This is a genomic window from Burkholderia sp. EMB26, assembly GCF_024730645.1.
Lineage (GTDB): Bacteria > Pseudomonadota > Gammaproteobacteria > Burkholderiales > Burkholderiaceae > Burkholderia > Burkholderia cenocepacia.
Genome location: NZ_CP078071.1, coordinates 2,013,618 through 2,028,704, shown reverse-complemented (window position 1 = coordinate 2,028,704; position 15,087 = coordinate 2,013,618). Strand labels below are relative to the sequence as shown.

Here is a 15,087-nt window from a genome sequence, read left to right as displayed (position 1 = left end):
CCGCCACGCGCCTGTGACAAACGGCGCCGAAAGGTAACAGTCGGTCACCGGGCGGCAACGGGGCGTCAGGCCCGGTATACTTTGCTCCACCGGCCGATGCAAAGAGCCGGCCGTTTTTTTCCATCGAGTGCGAAATTCGTATGAAACGTCATCTGTTTGCTTTCGTCGCGGCGGCCGCCGTGTCGGTTTCCGCTTTCGCGCAGAGCGCGCCGGTCGATGTCGTCCGCACGGCGGTCGAGGGCACCGTCAACGCGATGAAGGCCGATCCGGCCGCGCGCGGCGGTGACATGGCGAAGGTCACGCAGGTCGTCGAGCAGCGCTTCCTGCCCGCGACCAACTTCGAGCGCACGACCCGCATCGCGGTCGGCGACGCGTGGAAGCAGGCCACGCCGCAACAGCAGCAGGAGCTGTACAAGCAGTTCCGGTTGCTGATGACGCGCACCTACGCCGCGTCGCTCGCGCAGCTCGGCGGCCAGGACGCGAAGTTCTCGTTCAAGGCCGGCGGCGCGTCGGGCGCCGATGCGCTGGTGCAGTCGACGGTGACGACGCCGGGCGACAGCCAGTCGGTCGGCTATCGTCTCGGCAAGGTCGGCAACGACTGGAAGATCTACGACATCGACATGTCGGGTGCGTGGCTGATCCAGGTCTACCAGGGCCAGTTCAAGAGCCAGCTCGCGACGGGCGGGATCGACGGCCTGATCGCGTATCTGCAGAAGCACAATTCGCGGACCAACTGACGACCGCTGCAAGGCTGCGGTCTGGATGGACGAAGGGCGCCCCCGGGCGCCCTTTTTTCATCGCGGCGCGTCGGCCGCGCGTCATGCGCCGACGCCGAGCATCCGCAGGCAATCGTCGACCACCGCATCGACGAACGCGGCGCGATCCGTTTGCGGCGCCGCGATGATGTGATCGGTCGCGCCGTGCACGCCGGCATAGATCAGCAGCGCGGTGACCTGCGGGTGCGCGAGCCGCCACGTGCCGGCCCGGGCGCCGCCGTCGAGAATCGCGCCGAGCTGCTCGAGGATCGCGTTCTTGTCGGCATTCTCGCGATCGTGGTGGTGATGGTTCGTGTAGACGATGTCGTGCGTGCGATAGGTTGCGGCGTAGATGTCGATGCTGGCGCGGATCCATGCGCGCAGGCGCGCGAGCCAGTCGTCGGCGTCGCACGCGTCCACCGCCTGCTGCAACTGATCGAGGAACGATGCGGTGTAGCGCTGCGCGAGCGCCGCGAGCATGTCGGTCTTCGATTCGAAGTAGTGATAGAACGTGCCCTTCGCGACCTGCGCGTGCTCGACGATCTCGCTGATGGTGGTCGCTTCGACGCCCTGCGCGAGGAACAGCGTCTCGGCCGCGGCCATCAGCTCCTCGAGGCGGACTTCCGCCGGCTTCGTGCGCGGCTTGCCCGCCGGCGCGTCGTCTTTCACTGTCCTGATCCCTGCCTTGGTCCTGTCCGTCATCGCGCGGCTCGACGCCCGTTCATGCAAAGCCCGCAGTTTAGGCCAGCGCCCCCGTTTACGGCCAACATGATCCATTGACCGACGGTCAGTCGATATGTAAGATGAGAATCATTCTCATCAATGGACCCGTCGCGGGTCGACCGCCATGTCTCGCTACCGTCGCGCCGCACTCGTCCTGGCCGTCTGTCTCGGCACCTTTCTCGCCACGCTCGACATCAGCATCGTCAACGTCGCGTTGCCGACGCTGCAGACGGCGCTCGATACCGATATCGGCGGCCTGCAGTGGGTCGTCAATGCGTACGCGCTCGCGCTGTCCGCGTTCATGCTGTCGGCCGGCCCGCTCGGCGACCGCTACGGTCACAAGCGCGTGTGGCTCGCGAGCGTGATCCTGTTCACGGCCGGTTCGATCGTCTGTGCGTGCGCGGGCCGGATCGGGCCGCTGCTGGCCGGCCGCGCGATCCAGGGGCTCGCCGGCGCGTTGCTGATTCCCGGCGCGATGCCGATCCTCACGCATGCGTTTCCCGATGCGCGCGAACGCGCCCGCGTGATCGGTGGCTGGTCGGCGTTCAGTGCGCTCGCGCTGATCCTCGGGCCGCTGCTGGGCGGCCTGCTCGTCGAGCATGGCGGATGGCAGGACATCTTCCTCGTCAACGTGCCGATCGGCATCGTGGCCGTGCTGCTCGGCGCCTGGGGCATTCCGGAGCGCCGGCATCCGGCGCATGCGGCGTTCGATCCGTTCGGGCAGGCGCTGAGCGTGGTGTGGTTCGGGTTGCTGACCTACGGGCTGATCGGGATCGGCCAAGCCGGTGTGTCGCAGGTGAAGGTGCTGGCGCCGCTGGCGGGCGCCGCGGTGGCGTTCGTCGTCTTCGTGCGGGTCGAAACGCGGGTCGAGCGGCCGCTGCTGCCGGTGTGGCTGTTTCGCGACCGGCGGCTGGTGCGCGCGAATCTCGCGTCGTTCGTGCTCGGGTTCTCCGGGTACAGCAGTCTGTTCTTCCTGTCGCTGTTCCTGCAGCAGGCGCAGGGTCGTGCGCCCGCCGCGGCCGGCTGGCAACTGATGCCGCAGTTCGTGATGACGGCGATCACGTCGATGCTGTTCGGGCGCATCGCGGCACGCATGCCGCTGCATACGCTGATGGTGGCCGGATACGGGCTGATCGGCACGATGCTCGCGGTCATGGCCGGCTTCGGTGCGACAACCCCCTACGCGGCGGTCGGCGTGGTGCTGGCGCTGCTCGGCGTCGGCATGGGGCTCGCGGTGCCGGCGACCGGCATGACCGTGATGGAACTGGCGCCGGCCGAGCGCGCGGGCATGGCGTCGGCGACGATGAACGCATTGCGCCAGACCGGGATGAGCCTGGGCATCGCGGTGCTCGGCAGCATGATGAGCGTCGGCGCGTTGCACCGGATGACGGCCGCGATGCACGCGGCGGGCGGCGCGCACGCGGATACGCTTGCGCGGCAGGCCGTGATGGAGCACGTGCTCGCGGCCGGACGGCCCGACATGCTCGGTGCGTATCGGGATGCGATGGCGCACGGGTTTTCGCTCGCGATCCTGTGTTCCGGAATCCTCAGTATGGTGATCGCGCTGATGTTGACGATGCGACGTGAAAAGGCGCAGCAAGCGGCCGTGTCGTGCGTGACGTCTTCACGGCCGGAGCCGGAATGAGAAGGCGCGCGGGCGGGTCGCGGCGGATCGGTTCGACAGGCGGGCCTACCGCCGCCGATGCTCGACCGCGAACTTGATCAGCTCGGCCTGCCCTTCGATCTCCAGCTTGCGCTTCAGGTTGAGCCGGTGCGTCTCGACCGTGCGCACCGACAGCCCCGTCTGTTGCGCGATCTGCTTGCTCGACAGCCCCTCGGCCAGCGCGTCGAGGATGTCGCGCTCGCGCGGCGTCAACCGGTCCAGCGGCGACGCGGTCGCGCTCGCCTGGATCATGCGCGCGGCCAGCCCTTCGCTGAAGAACGTCTGCCCGGCCAGCACGGCGCCGATCGCGCGGACGATCTCGCTCGCGGGCGAATCCTTCAGCAGATAGCCGCTCGCGCCGGCACGCACCGCCTGCGTCACGTACTCGATGTTGTCGTGCATCGACAGCATCAGCACGCGAATGCCCGGAAAGCGCTCGTGGAATACGCCGGCGAGCGTGATGCCGTTCATGCCGTTCATGCCGACGTCCATCAGCGCGAGATCGGGTTCGAGCGACGCGGCGAGCGCGAGCGCCTCGTCCGCGTTGCCGGCCTCGCCGACCACCGACAGATCGGCCGCTTCGAGCCGCATCCGCAAGCCGTCGCGTACGAGCGGGTGGTCGTCGACGAGCAGCAGTCGGGCGGCGGGCCGGGCGGTATCGGGGGCGCTCATGCGTGAAAGGTCTCCTGTAATGGGGCGCGTCGTCACGCCGCGCTGCGCAGCGGCACGCGTGCGGCGACGATCGTGTGGCCCACTTGCGACGTGATCGTCAGCGTGCCGCCGAGCGCGTCGAGGCGCTCGCGCATGTTGCGCAGGCCGATGCCGCGGCGCGCGTCGGCCTGCGAGCGTTCGGCGTCGAAGCCGCAGCCGTTGTCGGCAATCGTCAGCGTGACGGTTTGCGCGCCGACGTCGAGCGTGACGGCCGCGCGCGACGCCCGCGCATGATGCACGATATTGCTCAGCGCTTCCTGCGCGATCCGGAACAGCGCGGTGTTGACGGCTTCGGGCAAGGGCTGCGTGCCGCTGTGCGCGACCTGCGTATAGCCGATGTCGATGCCGCTCTCGGCGCCGAGCTCGCGCACGAGTTGCTCGAGCGCGGCCGCGAGGCCGAGATCGTCGAGCATCGACGGCCGCAGCGCATGCGAGATGCGCCGGACTTCGCGCAGCGTATCGCCGAGCCGCCCGACACCCGACGCGAGCGCCTGCTCGGCTTCGGGCACGCGCGACGTGCCGCGCTCGAAGCGCGCGAGCGCGGATTCGAGCATCAGCTTCGCGGACACCATCATCTGGCTGATCCCGTCGTGCAGTTCGCGTGACAGCCGCGCGCGCTCCTGCTCCTGCGATTCGACGACGCGCTGCGCGAGCTGCTTGAGTTTCGCGTCGGCGCTGCGCGACTCGCTGACGTTCAGCACCAGCGCGCACACGGCGATCGCCGCCGCGCCGGTGAGCGCGATCGCGGTGAGCCAGCTCATCGTGCGCTCGATGTTCGCGGACGCGCGCGCGTCGATGCGCTGCAGCGCGGTGTCGACGTCGTCGAGATAGATGCCGGTGCCGACCATCCAGCCCCAGCGCTCGAGCGCGACGACGTAGCCGAGCTTCGGCGCGACGCGGCCCGTCGACGGCCGCTGCCATGCATAGCGCACGTAGCCGCCGCCCTGCGACGCCGCGCCGATCAGCTTCTGGATGGTCAGCGCGCCCTGCGGGTCGCGCATCGACCAGAAGTTGTGGCCGACGCGCTCGGGCTCGCGCGGATGCATCAGCGAATTGCCGTGCAGGTCGTACACGAAGAAATAGCCGTCCGGGCCGAAATCCATCTTTTGCAGCATCGCGAGCGCCTGCGTGCGCAGCAGCGCGTCGTCGCGCGCATTGCGGCCGCTCGCGTCGTAGAGCGGCATGATCGCGCTCGTCGCGAGCTCGACGTAGTGTTTCAGCTCGACTTCCTTGCTCGACAGGTACGCGGCCTGGATCGTCGCGTGCTGCGTGCGCGCGAGCGACGTCGCCTGCTGGCGCACGCCGAAGCCGATGCCGGCGATCGCGAGCAGGAACGGCACGATGGCCAGAAGGAAGATCTTTGCCTTGAGTCTCATGGTGGTGCGAAGCGGCCGCGAACCGGCGCGGCCGTGGTGCGGCTGGCCAGGCGCGGCCAGCCAGGCGCGGCCCGGCCGGGGACGTCGGCCGCGCGGTGGCGCGGTGGCGTATCGAGCCGATATTGTCGGTGATTTTGTCTGCGGACGGCGGCGGCCCCGCCGCTGCCCGTACGCTCAGGCCCGCCGCGACTGGCGATCGTCGGGCGGCGTGGCCGCCTGCACGACGATGCGGTTGCGCCCGCCTTCCTTCGCCCGGTACAGCGCATCGTCGGCCAGCTTCAGCGCGGCCTGGATGTTGTCGTCGCGTTCGGGATAGCTGGTCGTCACGCCGATGCTCACCGTCAGCCGGCCGACCGTGCCGGCGTCGTGGCGGATGCCGAGATCGAGGACGCCCGTGCGGATCGTTTCGGCGATCGTCACCGCGCCGTCCGAGTCGATGTCCGGCAGCACCACGACGAATTCCTCGCCGCCATAGCGCGCCGCATAGTCGGCCGGGCGGCGCAGGCAGCCGGCGATGCAGTGGCCGACCGCGGCGAGGGCGTCGTCGCCGGCCTGGTGGCCCTGCGTGTCGTTGTAGCGCTTGAAGTAATCGACGTCGATGAACAGCAGCGACAGCGCATGTTGCGAGCGCGCGGCACGCCGCCATTCGCGCGCGAGCGTGACGTCGAGCATCCGGCGGTTGTCGAGGCCCGTCAGGCCGTCGGTGCGCGCGAGCGCCTGCAGCTCGGTTTCCGCGCGATGACGCTTGCGCAATTGCACGTCGAGCAGCAGCGACAGGCCGACGAAGCCGATCGCGAGCACGACCATCGCGGAGCCGATCGGGATCGCACGGTCGTACCACGCGGCGTAGGTGTCCGCTTCCGAGCGCGCGACCATGACGATCAGCGGCAGGCCGTCGAGGTGCCGGAACACGTACAGGCGTCGCACGCCGTCGATCGACGCGGTATCGGCGAAGCTGCCTTCGCTGGCGGTCATGAAATGCCGGAACGTGCTCGCGCGACTGATGTCGCGGCCGACAATCCTGGGGTCGTAGGGCTCGCGCGCGACCATCTTGCCGTCCGTGTTGATCAGGGCAACCGAGCCGCGATCGCCGAGCGACAGGCGCGAGAACAGATTCTGGAAATATTCGAGCCGGATCGACATCACCGCGACGCCGCCGAACGACCCGTCGGGCCGCGTGATTCGCCGGCTGAGCGCGATGCTCGGCGAGCCGCCGCGCAGCCGCGAATGATACGGGGGGCTCACGTACAGGCCGATCTCGGGGTGGTCGCGGGGCACGGTGAAGTACGGTTCGTTCGCGAAGTTGGCCTTGCGCGGCACGTCGCTCTTGCCGTCGACCGCGATGTCGCCCTTTGCGTCGAGCACGTAGATGCCGCCGAGGTACTTGGCCGTCGTCGCGCGGTCGAACAGCACCTGGCGGCGCAGCGGCATCGGCAGCTTGGTGACGTCGGGGTCGTTCGCGCCTTCGACGACCGCCTGCAGCGACAGCGAATAGATCTCGATGTTGCGTTCGATGTCCCACGACGCCATCAGCGCGAGATTCTGCTGCATGCTGCGCGAACGGTCGCGCGCGTCGATGCGGCCTTCGTACAGCACGATTCCGCACAGTAGCAGCAGGATCAGCGCGATCAGCAGCCCCGTATAGAAGATCAGGTGCGGCAGCAGGAACCGGCGCAGATGAGCGGCGACACGGCTCGTCAGGCCGGATTCGCTGGGCATTGCGTAGTCGGTTTCGGCCATGGTCCGTGGATCGGGGGCATCGTCGCCGGGCGGCGGATCGATGCGATTGTTCGTATGACTACCGGTGGCGATCCGGTGCGCAGCCCTCTGCCCGTGCCAGCCTTTCGTTCAGCGGAAAAAACGGCCGCCGATTATCGACAATCGCGACCGGATAAACCCTATATTCACAGGTAAACATTGACTGCAATTCGACGATCTGACGAATTGCGTGATGCGAATTCCACGGAGTATAACGCGCGTGTTTGCGTGCGCGGAAAATGTTGCATCCTGTTGATCGGGGTCAAATTACGGTGTAGTCCCGGGCTTGCCAATATCGGGCGCAGCGTTGCGGCGCAAGGCTCTGCGGGGGAGCGGGGAGGTCGCGCCGACGGTTGCGGATACCGGCGGATTAATGGTGGGCCGGCGACAGGCGCCGATTATCGGTTTCAACGCTCGGCTGAACGCGAATATGAAAACGGGCAGCCGCGAGGCTGCCCGTTTCGCGAGGCCGGCGTACGGCATGCGGGACGAACCCGCATGCGCAGGTTCATGCGCCGCGCTGTTGCGCCTTGAACGCGAGCCGGAACTGATGCAGCAGCGGCTCGGTATAACCGCTCGGCTGCGACGTACCTTGCAGCGCGAGCGCGCACGCGGCCTGGAACGCGGTCGACTGGTCGTAGCCGGGCGCCATCGGGCGATAGTTCGGATCGCCGGCGTTCTGCTGGTCGACGACGCGCGCCATCCGCTTGAACACGTCGAGCACGAATGCCTCGGTGATCACGCCGTGGCGCAGCCAGTTCGCGATGTGCTGGCTCGAAATGCGCAGCGTCGCGCGATCTTCCATCAGGCCGACGTCGTGGATGTCCGGCACCTTCGAGCAGCCGACGCCCTGTTCGACCCAGCGCACGACGTAGCCGAGGATGCCCTGCGCGTTGTTCTCGACCTCGCTCAGGATTTCCGCCTCGCTCCACGCGGCACGCTCGACGACCGGCACGGTCAACAGCCCCTCGAGCAGTGCGTCGCGCTCGCTCGCGTACGGCGTCTTCTCGAGTTCCTGCTGGACGGCCTGCACGTCGACGAGGTGGTAGTGCAGCGCGTGCAGCGTCGCGGCGGTCGGCGACGGCACCCATGCGGTGTTCGCGCCGGCGCGCGGATGCGCGATCTTCTGCTCGAGCATCGCATGCATCAGGTCCGGCATCGCCCACATGCCCTTGCCGATCTGCGCGCGGCCGCGCAGGCCGGCCGACAGGCCCGCGAGCACGTTGTTGCGCTCGTACGACTGGATCCACGCCGACGACTTCATGTCGCCCTTGCGGATCATCGGGCCCGCTTCCATCGCGGTGTGCATCTCGTCGCCGGTGCGGTCGAGGAAGCCGGTGTTGATGAACGCCACGCGCGCGGCGGCGGCGGCGATACATGCGGCGAGGTTCACGCTGGTGCGGCGCTCCTCGTCCATGATGCCCATCTTCAGCGTGTTGCGCGGCAGGCCGTACAGATCCTCGATGCGCGCGAACAGCGTGTCGGCGAACGCGACTTCCACCGGGCCGTGCATCTTCGGCTTCACGATGTAGATCGAGCCCGTGCGCGAATTGCGCTTCGCCTTCAGGTCGTGCAGCGCGCACAGCACCGTGACGACGCCGTCGAGAATCCCTTCCGGAATCTCGTTGCCGTCGCGGTCGAGCACCGCGCCGTTGGTCATCAGGTGGCCGACGTTGCGCACGAACAGCAGCGAGCGGCCATGCAGCGACAGCGTGCCGCCGGCGGGCGTCGTGTACTCGCGATCGGCGTTCAGGCGGCGCGTGAAGGTCTTGCCGCCCTTCGCGACTTCCTCGACCAGCGTGCCCTGCATCAGGCCGAGCCAGTTGCGGTAGAGCTGGACCTTGTCGTCGGCGTCGACCGCCGCGACCGAATCCTCGCAGTCGATGATCGTGCTGACCGCGGCTTCGAGCACGACGTCCTTCACGTTCGCGAGATCGGCGCGGCCGATCGGCGTCGACGCGTCGATCTGGATCTCGAGGTGCAGGCCGTTGTGCTTCAGCAGGATCGCGGACGGCGCATCGGCCGTGCCCTGGTAGCCGACGAACTGCGCGGGCTGCGCGAGCGCGACGTTGCCCTTCGCGGTTTCGACCGCGAGCTGGCCGTCCTGCACGCGGTAGCGCAGCGCGTCGCGGTGCGAGCCGCTCGCGAGCGGCGCCGCGGTGTCGAGCACGTTGCGCGCGTAGTCGATCACGCGCTGGCCGCGCGTCGGGTTGTAGGCCGACGTGCGTTCGGCGCCGCCGTCTTCGGGCAGTGCGTCGGTGCCGTACAGCGCGTCGTACAGGCTGCCCCAGCGCGCGTTCGCGGCGTTCAGCGCATAGCGTGCGTTCGACAGCGGCACGACGAGCTGCGGGCCGGCCTGCGTGGCGATCTCGCTGTCGACGTTCGCGGTGGCTGCCGCGACGTTCGACGGGACCGGCACGAGGTAGCCGATTCGTTCGAGGAATGCGCGATACGCGGCATGGTCGCGAACCGGGCCGGGGTGCGCGCGATGCCACGCGTCGAGTTCCTGCTGCAGGCGGTCGCGTTCGGCGAGCAGCTCGCGGTTGCGCGGCGCGAGGTCGTGCACTAGGGCCGAGAAATCGCTCCAGAACGCGGCCTTGTCGATGCCGGTGCCCGGCAGCGCTTCGTTTTCAATGAACTGGCTCAGCGCTGGCGCGACTTGCAGTCCTGCTTGGTCGATCATCGTGAATCCTCCCGGGGAAAATGCGCGCGGTTTGGCTGGTTATTCCGCGACGCTCTGTGTACCGGCGCGGGCGATCTGCGCGTCCTGTTCGGACTTTACGCCAGACACACCGATCGCGCCTGCAATCCGGCCGCCGACCGTGACCGGCACGCCGCCTTCGAGCAAGCCCGTCAGCGGCGCGCTCAGAAACGCGGTGCGGCCACCGTTGATCATATCCTCATACGCCTTCGTCTCGCGACGGCCGAGCGCCGCCGCGCGGGCCTTGTCCTGCGCGAGGGTGCTGCTGGCCGGCGATGCGCCGTTCAGCCGAGCGAACGCGAGCAGGTGGCCGCCGTCGTCGACGACGGCGATCGACACGGCCCAGCCGTGGCGTTCCGCTTCCGCGCGCGCCGCGGCGAGCATGCGCTCGGCATCGGCCAGTTCGAGTTCGGGTTTCATTTGCATGGGTTTCCTCCGGAAGCGGTGGTCAGGTGACCAGCCGGTTGTCGACGAGCTCGATCCAGTGGCGCACGGGCGTGCGGCCCGCGCCGTTCAGATGAGTCTGGCAGCCGACGTTGGCGGTGACAATCAGGTCCGGCTGCGCCGCTTCGAGCGCATCGAGCTTGTTGTCGCGTAGTGTCGTCGCGAGGTCGGGTTGCGTCAGCGCATACGTGCCGGCCGAGCCGCAGCACAGATGGCCGTCGGCGACATTCGTCAGATCGAAGCCCAGCCGCGTCAGGATGCGCTCGACCGCACCGCCGAGGCGCTGCGCGTGCTGCAGCGTGCACGGGCAATGGACCGCGACGCGCCGTGGCGTCGCATCGGCGAGTGCCTCGAGCGGCTCGGCCGCGATCACTTCGGCCAGATCGCGCGCGAGCGCGCTGACGCGCCGCGCCTTCTCCGCATAGACGGGGTCGGAGCGCAGCAGGTCGCCGTATTCCTTCACGAACGCGCCGCAGCCGCTCGCGGTCAGCACGATCGCCTCCGCACCGGCCTCGATCGCGGGCCACCATGCGTCGATGTTGCGGCGCGCGCGCTGAAGGCCCGCATCCTGCGCGTTCAGGTGATATTCGGTCGCGCCGCAGCAGCCGGCTTCGCGCGCGGGGCTCACGCTGATGCCGAGCCGGTCGAGCACGCGCGCGGCGGCCGCATTGGTGTTCGGCGACAGCGACGGCTGCACGCAGCCCTCGAGCATCAGCACGCGCCGTGCATGACGCACGGCCGGGCGCGGCGCGGCGGCGGGCACGGCGGCCGGGATCTTGTCCCGCAGCGTGCCGGGCAGCAGCGGGCGCAGCGCGCGGCCGGCCTTCAGCAGCGCGGCGAACGTCGCCGGGCGCGGCACCACGTGACGCAACCCGGCGCGCAGCAGGCGTTCGCGCGCCGGCCGTTGCACGCGCTTTTCGGCTTCCGCGCGGCCGATGTCGAGCAGCGTGTGATAGCGCACGCCGGACGGGCAGGTCGTCTCGCAGTTGCGGCACGTCAGGCAGCGGTCGAGATGCCGTTGCGTGCGTTCGCCGCACGGCTCGCCTTCGAGCAACTGCTTGATCAGGTAGATGCGGCCGCGCGGCCCGTCGAGCTCGTTGCCGAGCACCTGATAGGTTGGGCAGGTCGCATTGCAGAAGCCGCAGTGCACGCACGCGCGCAGGATCGCTTCCGCTTCGTCGGCCCGGGCGAGGGCCTTGCTTGCTTCGCTGAGATTGGTTTGCATCGGCGGGTCGGGATCGGGTTCGCGTCAGAAGTCGGCGTAGAGCCGGCCGGGATTGAAGATCGCGTGCGGGTCGAGCTGCGCCTTGAGCTGCCGGTGTACGCGCAGCAGCGCGGGCGGCAGCGGCTGGAACGGCTCAGGTGTCGTGCCCGGCGTGAAGCAGGTCGCGTGGCCGCCCCATTGCGCGGCCAGGCGCTGCACGTCGGCCGGCGCCGCGTCGCTTTTCAGCCAGCGCTGCGCGCCGCCCCAGTCGACGAGCTGCGCGCCCGGCCACGCGTCGAGCGGCGCGGCAGCCGGCACCGACACGCGCCACAGCGGGCGCGGGTCGTCGAAGAACGGCAGCGCGAGATCGCGCAGCCGCGCCCAGAATGCGTCGCCGCGGTCGTCCATCCGGTCGCCGCCGATCGTGTCGCGCGCGGCCTTCACCGAGCCGTCGCCGCCTTCGATCCGCACGCGCAGTACGCCGTTCGCGTGGCACGCACCCGCGAGCGGCAGCCCCGCGCGACGCCACGCGGCGACGCGCTGCACGGCTTCGCTTGCCGCAAGCGTCAACGCGAGATCGCACGTCGCGCGCGGCTTCGGCAGCACCTTCAGCGACACTTCGGTCACGACGCCGAGGCAACCGAAACTGCCGGCCAGCAGGCGCGACACGTCGTAGCCCGCGACGTTCTTCATCACTTCGCCGCCGAAGCGCAGATGCTTCGCGTGGCCGGTGATCACGCGGCAGCCGAGCACGAAGTCGCGCACCGCGCCGGCCCACGGACGACGCGGGCCCGACAGCGCCGCCGCGAACATGCCGCCGACGGTGGCCGCGCCGCCGAACGACGGCGGCTCGCACGGCAGCATCTGGCCGGCCGCGTCGAGCATCGCGTCCAGATCGGCGAGCGGCGTGCCCGCGCGCGCGGTGATCACGAGTTCGGTCGGGTCGTACGACACGATGCCGCGATGCGTGCGCACGTCGAGCGTGCGGCCTTCGACCGGGCGGCCGGCGAACGCCTTCGTGCCGGCGCCGCGGATGCGCAGCGGCTGGCGATCGCGGATCGCCGCGTCGACCTGCGCGACGAGCGCCGCGCTGTCGTCGATGGATTCGATGTCGCGTCGCATCAGAAGCGCTCCAGTTCGGGAAACGGCAGCTTGCCGTGATGGACGTGCATTGCGCCGAATTCGGCGCAGCGGTGCAGCGTCGGGATGTTCTTGCCGGGATTGAGCAGCCCCTGCGGATCGAATGCGGCCTTCACCGCGTGGAAGAACGTGATTTCGTCGGCGTTGAACTGCACGCACATCTGGTTGATCTTCTCGCGCCCGACACCGTGTTCGCCGGTGATGCTGCCGCCCGCCGCGACGCACAGCTCGAGGATCTTGCCGCCGAGCGCTTCCGCGCGGTCGAGCTCGCCGGGCCGGTTCGCATCGAACAGGATCAGCGGGTGCATGTTGCCGTCGCCCGCGTGGAACACGTTCGCGACCGGCAGCCGGTATTCGGCGGACAGCGCGGCGATCCCTTCGAGCACGCGCGGCAGCTCGCGGCGCGGGATCGTGCCGTCCATGCAGTAGTAGTCGGGCGACATCCGGCCGACCGCCGGGAACGCGTTCTTGCGGCCGGCCCAGAAGCGCTGGCGCTCGGCTTCGTCGCGCGCGACGCGAATCTCGCTTGCGCCCGCGTCGCGCAGCAGCGCGGCGACGCGTTCGGCATCCTCGTCGACGTCGCTGGCCGCGCCGTCGAGCTCGCACAGCAGGATCGCCTGCGCGTCGACCGGATAGCCCGCGTGGATGAAGTCCTCGGCCGCGCGGATCGCGAGGTTGTCCATCATCTCGAGGCCGCCGGGGATCACGCCCGCGCCGATGATCCGCGCGACCGCGGCGCCCGCCTCGGCGACGTCGTCGAAGCTCGCCATCAGCACCTTCACGCTCGGCGGCTTCGGCAACAGCTTCACCGTCACCTCGGTGACGATGCCGAGCATTCCTTCGGAGCCGGTGAACAGCGCGAGCAGGTCGAAGCCCGGTGCATCGAGCGCGTCGGCGCCGAGCGTGAGCGTGTCGCCGTCGATCGTCAGGATCTCGACCTTCAGGATGTTGTGCACCGTGAGCCCGTATTTCAGGCAGTGGACGCCGCCCGCGTTCTCGGCGACGTTGCCGCCGATCGAGCACGCGATCTGCGACGACGGGTCGGGCGCATAGTAGAGGCCGTGCGGCGCGGCGGCTTGCGAGATCGCGAGATTGCGCACGCCGGGCTGCACGCGCGCGATGCCGGCATCGGGGTCGATGTCGAGGATCCGGTTGAACTTCGCCATCACCAGCAGGATGCCTTTTTCGAGCGGCATCGCGCCGCCCGACAATCCGGTGCCCGCGCCGCGCGCGACGACCGGCACGCCGTGCGCGGCTGCGACGCGCAACACCGCGCGCACCTGGTCGACCGTGTCGGGTAGCACGACCGCGAGCGGCACCGTGCGGTACGCGGCCAGCCCGTCGCATTCGAACGGCTTGAGCGCCTCGCGTTCGTGCAGCACGTCGAGGCCGGGCGCCGCCGCGTGCAGCGCGGCGACGAGGGTGGCGCGGTCGACGGTCGCCAGCGGCCCGTCGATCCGTTCGTCGTAGATGAAACTCATTGGTTCGTCTCCACCATGCGGGCGGCCGCGCGAGGCGCGACACGCCGGAAGGACAGGATTCTTGGCGGCCCGCGCGGGCATGTCCAGACGTCGCTAAGGTGGTCATACCAGTTTTTGATAAGCGATCGATCCTGCGTTCTTGAATGATCGGTAAAACCCAACGACAACAAGGCTTTGTGCGAAAATCGGCGTCATCTGTCCAAAGTGGTCATACCAGTATGGAAATGCAGGAGCGGGAAGGGCCGGCGCGACGCGTGGCCGACGTCGTCGCCGAGCGGATCGAGCAGTTGATCGTCGACGGCGTGCTGAAGGCCGGGCAGGCGCTGCCGTCGGAGCGGCGGCTGACCGAGAAGCTCGGCGTGTCGCGCACGGCCGTGCGCGAAGGCATGAAGCTGCTGCACGCGCGCGGGATCATCGATACGACGCACGGCAAGGGTTCGTTCGTCGCGAGCCTGACCCCGCAGCGTGCGATCACGCCGATGATGCATCTGCTCGGCTCGCAGCCGCGTACGCTGTACGACCTGTTCGAGGTGCGCGGAATGCTCGAGGCCGAGGCCGCGCGGCTCGCGGCGCTGCGCGGCACGCCGGCCGATTTCATCCTGATCCGGCGCCGCTACGAGGAAATGACGGCGGCCGACGCGCAGGATCTCGATCCCGCCGCGCGCGCGAAACTCGACCACGCGTTTCATCTTGCGATCTGCGAGGCGTCGCACAACCCCGTGCTCGTCAATACGCTGCAGTCGCTGACCGACCTGCTGCTCAGCTCGGTGTTCGCGTCGGTGAACAACCTCTATCACCGCGAACCGCTGAAAAAGCAGATCGACCGTCAGCACGCGCGGCTCTACAACGCGGTCACGGGGCGGCTGCCCGACCAGGCGCGCAAGGCCGCGAGCGAACATATCCGTCAGTGCGTAGACTATCTGCGCGAGATCGAGCAGGAGGAGCAGCGGCTCGTGCGTTCGACGTTGCGGCTCGAAGGGTGGACGTGAACGGGCGGTGGCTCGCCTGCACGTTGATGTAAATCACGCCTGGTGCGCTGACGCTGCGGCCTCACGATCGAATATGTCACAATGTGATCTATTCGGTGCGCGGCTTGGCATCGCTCGTGCACGTGGATGCAACACGTACGGC

At 68.9% G+C, this 15,087-nt stretch carries 12 protein-coding genes; 3 read left to right on the top strand and 9 right to left on the bottom strand.

Going from position 1 to position 15,087, the window contains the following annotated elements; translation table 11 throughout:
* Window positions 1–140 precede the first annotated feature (140 nt).
* The gene (locus tag KU887_RS25890) at window positions 141–737 is read left to right on the top strand and encodes a phospholipid-binding protein MlaC (protein ID WP_060266782.1); all 597 of its coding nucleotides are present in this window, start codon (window positions 141–143) and stop codon (window positions 735–737) included.
* A gap of 81 nt (window positions 738–818) precedes the next feature.
* Here the strand turns inward: KU887_RS25890 and KU887_RS25885 are convergent, their stop codons facing one another.
* Window positions 819–1,457 carry a TetR/AcrR family transcriptional regulator gene (locus KU887_RS25885; RefSeq protein ID WP_012493651.1) on the bottom strand — a complete coding sequence of 213 codons (639 nt, stop codon included), beginning with the start codon at window positions 1,455–1,457 and terminating at the stop codon, window positions 819–821.
* Between the two features lie 145 nt (window positions 1,458–1,602).
* Between KU887_RS25885 and KU887_RS25880 the strand changes: the two genes are divergently transcribed.
* The gene (locus tag KU887_RS25880) at window positions 1,603–3,123 is read left to right on the top strand and encodes an MFS transporter (protein WP_258255917.1); all 1,521 of its coding nucleotides are present in this window, start codon (window positions 1,603–1,605) and stop codon (window positions 3,121–3,123) included.
* Between the two features lie 45 nt (window positions 3,124–3,168).
* Here KU887_RS25880 and KU887_RS25875 read toward each other — a convergent pair whose 3' ends face one another.
* The 8 genes from KU887_RS25875 to glcD form a co-directional block, all read right to left on the bottom strand.
* The gene (locus KU887_RS25875) at window positions 3,169–3,813 is read right to left on the bottom strand and encodes a response regulator transcription factor (protein ID WP_006485936.1); all 645 of its coding nucleotides are present in this window, start codon (window positions 3,811–3,813) and stop codon (window positions 3,169–3,171) included.
* A 32-nt stretch (window positions 3,814–3,845) separates the two neighbouring features.
* Window positions 3,846–5,228, bottom strand: coding sequence for a cache domain-containing protein (locus tag KU887_RS25870; RefSeq protein WP_006496242.1), 1,383 nt, complete (start codon window positions 5,226–5,228; stop codon window positions 3,846–3,848).
* Window positions 5,229–5,402: 174 nt separating this feature from the next.
* A complete protein-coding gene (locus KU887_RS25865) occupies window positions 5,403–6,968 on the bottom strand; it encodes a sensor domain-containing diguanylate cyclase (protein WP_059722224.1) in 1,566 nt (521 codons plus the stop codon).
* Window positions 6,969–7,494: 526 nt separating this feature from the next.
* Window positions 7,495–9,669 carry a malate synthase G gene (locus KU887_RS25860; protein ID WP_258255913.1) on the bottom strand — a complete coding sequence of 725 codons (2,175 nt, stop codon included), beginning with the start codon at window positions 9,667–9,669 and terminating at the stop codon, window positions 7,495–7,497.
* 39 nt (window positions 9,670–9,708) lie between these two features.
* Window positions 9,709–10,113, bottom strand: a complete 405-nt coding sequence (locus KU887_RS25855; RefSeq protein WP_058902450.1) for a heme-binding protein — start codon at window positions 10,111–10,113, stop codon at window positions 9,709–9,711.
* Window positions 10,114–10,135: 22 nt separating this feature from the next.
* Window positions 10,136–11,356, bottom strand: coding sequence for a glycolate oxidase subunit GlcF (glcF, locus tag KU887_RS25850; RefSeq protein WP_058902449.1), 1,221 nt, complete (start codon window positions 11,354–11,356; stop codon window positions 10,136–10,138).
* Window positions 11,357–11,380: 24 nt separating this feature from the next.
* Window positions 11,381–12,457, bottom strand: a complete 1,077-nt coding sequence (glcE, locus tag KU887_RS25845; RefSeq protein WP_058902448.1) for a glycolate oxidase subunit GlcE — start codon at window positions 12,455–12,457, stop codon at window positions 11,381–11,383.
* Complete coding sequence (gene glcD / locus KU887_RS25840; RefSeq protein WP_006483541.1) at window positions 12,457–13,956, bottom strand: glycolate oxidase subunit GlcD; 1,500 nt, start codon at window positions 13,954–13,956, stop codon at window positions 12,457–12,459. The genes glcE and glcD overlap by 1 nt, the downstream gene beginning before the upstream one ends.
* A gap of 218 nt (window positions 13,957–14,174) precedes the next feature.
* Here glcD and glcC point away from each other — a divergent pair, with 218 nt between their 5' ends.
* Window positions 14,175–14,945, top strand: coding sequence for a transcriptional regulator GlcC (glcC, locus tag KU887_RS25835; protein WP_006483542.1), 771 nt, complete (start codon window positions 14,175–14,177; stop codon window positions 14,943–14,945).
* The last annotated feature ends 142 nt before the right edge of the window (window positions 14,946–15,087 follow it).

What these genes read in the sequence shown, in the direction of transcription:
- KU887_RS25890 (WP_060266782.1), top strand. Translation starts at nt 141, where the DNA reads ATGAAACGTCATCTGTTTGCTTTCGTCGCGGCGGCCGCCGTGTCGGTT.
- KU887_RS25875 (WP_006485936.1), bottom strand. Translation starts at nt 3,813, where the DNA reads ATGAGCGCCCCCGATACCGCCCGGCCCGCCGCCCGACTGCTGCTCGTC.
- KU887_RS25865 (WP_059722224.1), bottom strand. Translation starts at nt 6,968, where the DNA reads ATGGCCGAAACCGACTACGCAATGCCCAGCGAATCCGGCCTGACGAGC.
- KU887_RS25855 (WP_058902450.1), bottom strand. Translation starts at nt 10,113, where the DNA reads ATGCAAATGAAACCCGAACTCGAACTGGCCGATGCCGAGCGCATGCTC.
- glcD (WP_006483541.1), bottom strand. Translation starts at nt 13,956, where the DNA reads ATGAGTTTCATCTACGACGAACGGATCGACGGGCCGCTGGCGACCGTC.
- KU887_RS25885 (WP_012493651.1), bottom strand. Translation starts at nt 1,457, where the DNA reads ATGACGGACAGGACCAAGGCAGGGATCAGGACAGTGAAAGACGACGCG.
- KU887_RS25880 (WP_258255917.1), top strand. Translation starts at nt 1,603, where the DNA reads ATGTCTCGCTACCGTCGCGCCGCACTCGTCCTGGCCGTCTGTCTCGGC.
- glcE (WP_058902448.1), bottom strand. Translation starts at nt 12,457, where the DNA reads ATGCGACGCGACATCGAATCCATCGACGACAGCGCGGCGCTCGTCGCG.
- glcF (WP_058902449.1), bottom strand. Translation starts at nt 11,356, where the DNA reads ATGCAAACCAATCTCAGCGAAGCAAGCAAGGCCCTCGCCCGGGCCGAC.
- KU887_RS25860 (WP_258255913.1), bottom strand. Translation starts at nt 9,669, where the DNA reads ATGATCGACCAAGCAGGACTGCAAGTCGCGCCAGCGCTGAGCCAGTTC.
- KU887_RS25870 (WP_006496242.1), bottom strand. Translation starts at nt 5,228, where the DNA reads ATGAGACTCAAGGCAAAGATCTTCCTTCTGGCCATCGTGCCGTTCCTG.
- glcC (WP_006483542.1), top strand. Translation starts at nt 14,175, where the DNA reads ATGGAAATGCAGGAGCGGGAAGGGCCGGCGCGACGCGTGGCCGACGTC.